At 43.4% G+C, this 1,028-nt stretch carries 2 pseudogenes; both read left to right on the top strand.

Features of this window, described 5'->3' with window-relative positions:
* Nucleotides 1-116: pseudogene (locus tag CWE11_RS12285) on the top strand (IS30 family transposase); the annotation flags it as partial.
* 224 nt (nt 117-340) lie between these two features.
* Nucleotides 341-963 (top strand): annotated as a pseudogene (locus tag CWE11_RS11980) (IS30 family transposase); the annotation flags it as partial.
* Nucleotides 964-1,028 lie beyond the last annotated feature (65 nt).

Raw genomic sequence — 1,028 nt, 5'->3', positions numbered from 1 at the left:
CCAAAATACAACAGCGTATAAATCTCAGGCCGCGTAAGATATTAGGGTTTAAGCAACCAGATGTAATTTTTAAAGAGCAATTGCAGTACGCGCAGAGCGAGTGTTGCAGTTATTAATTGAATCTAGGCTTAGTTAATTTCTCAGATTTTGTCGGTGGTAGTCTTACTTTAAACCAAAAAATTTACAACATAAGCTATTGAGGGCAAACCAAGGAGCAACCATACCATACTTGCTGACTTCAGATAATAACCGCAACACTCATGTAATGGCATAGCTCGAAGAGAGGTCAGCTACCGACATTTGGTAGTCTTACTTTTCGACCAAAAGAGTGAGTTCCAACATGAGTTATCGGCAGTTGACCGAGGGACAACGATACCAGACTTCGTTGCTTCTCTCAGAGAAATTTTCACTCAGAAAGATTGCAGAAAATTAGACGTTTCGCCATCAACCGTAAGCCGAGAGCTTCGGAGAAACTCAGTTACATTGGGTTGCTATGAGCCTAGCAAAGCTCATCAAAAAACGAGCCAAAGACGTGCTCAGGGCCGAAAGAGAGGCATTTGCAAACGCACAGTAATTGCTGTCGAGCTCTTTCTTTCAGCGGACTGGAGTCCAGAGCAAATTGCCGCAGTGTGCAAACTTATTGGACGTCCTGTAAGTCATGAGTGGATTTACAGCCACATCATTCGCGATTTTCGGCGAGGTGGCGAACTTCATCAGCATCTAAGACATCGATTAAAGCGATACAGAAAGCGAATACACAAACAACGAGAGCGCATTGTCGATAGACGCTCTATTCATGACCGACCAAAGATTGTTGGAGCACGCCGGAGTTACGGTGACTGGGAAATCGATTCGGTCATAGGTAAACGCGGAACTGGCGTCATCGTGATAGCCTTAGAACGAGAGTGTAAAAATATCTGTGTAAATGGCATTCTTATCAACTCCTTAGAAGGATATCAGAATGCCAATATCAGAAAAACTTATCGATCAGCTGCTTGAAGGCTGTGATTCTCCAGAAGACATTTTAG

This window comes from Aliidiomarina sanyensis, from assembly GCF_003987175.1.
GTDB lineage: Bacteria > Pseudomonadota > Gammaproteobacteria > Enterobacterales > Alteromonadaceae > Aliidiomarina > Aliidiomarina sanyensis.
The sequence above is the reverse complement of the archived record's forward strand: the minus strand, read 5'-3'. Positions and strand labels throughout refer to the sequence as shown.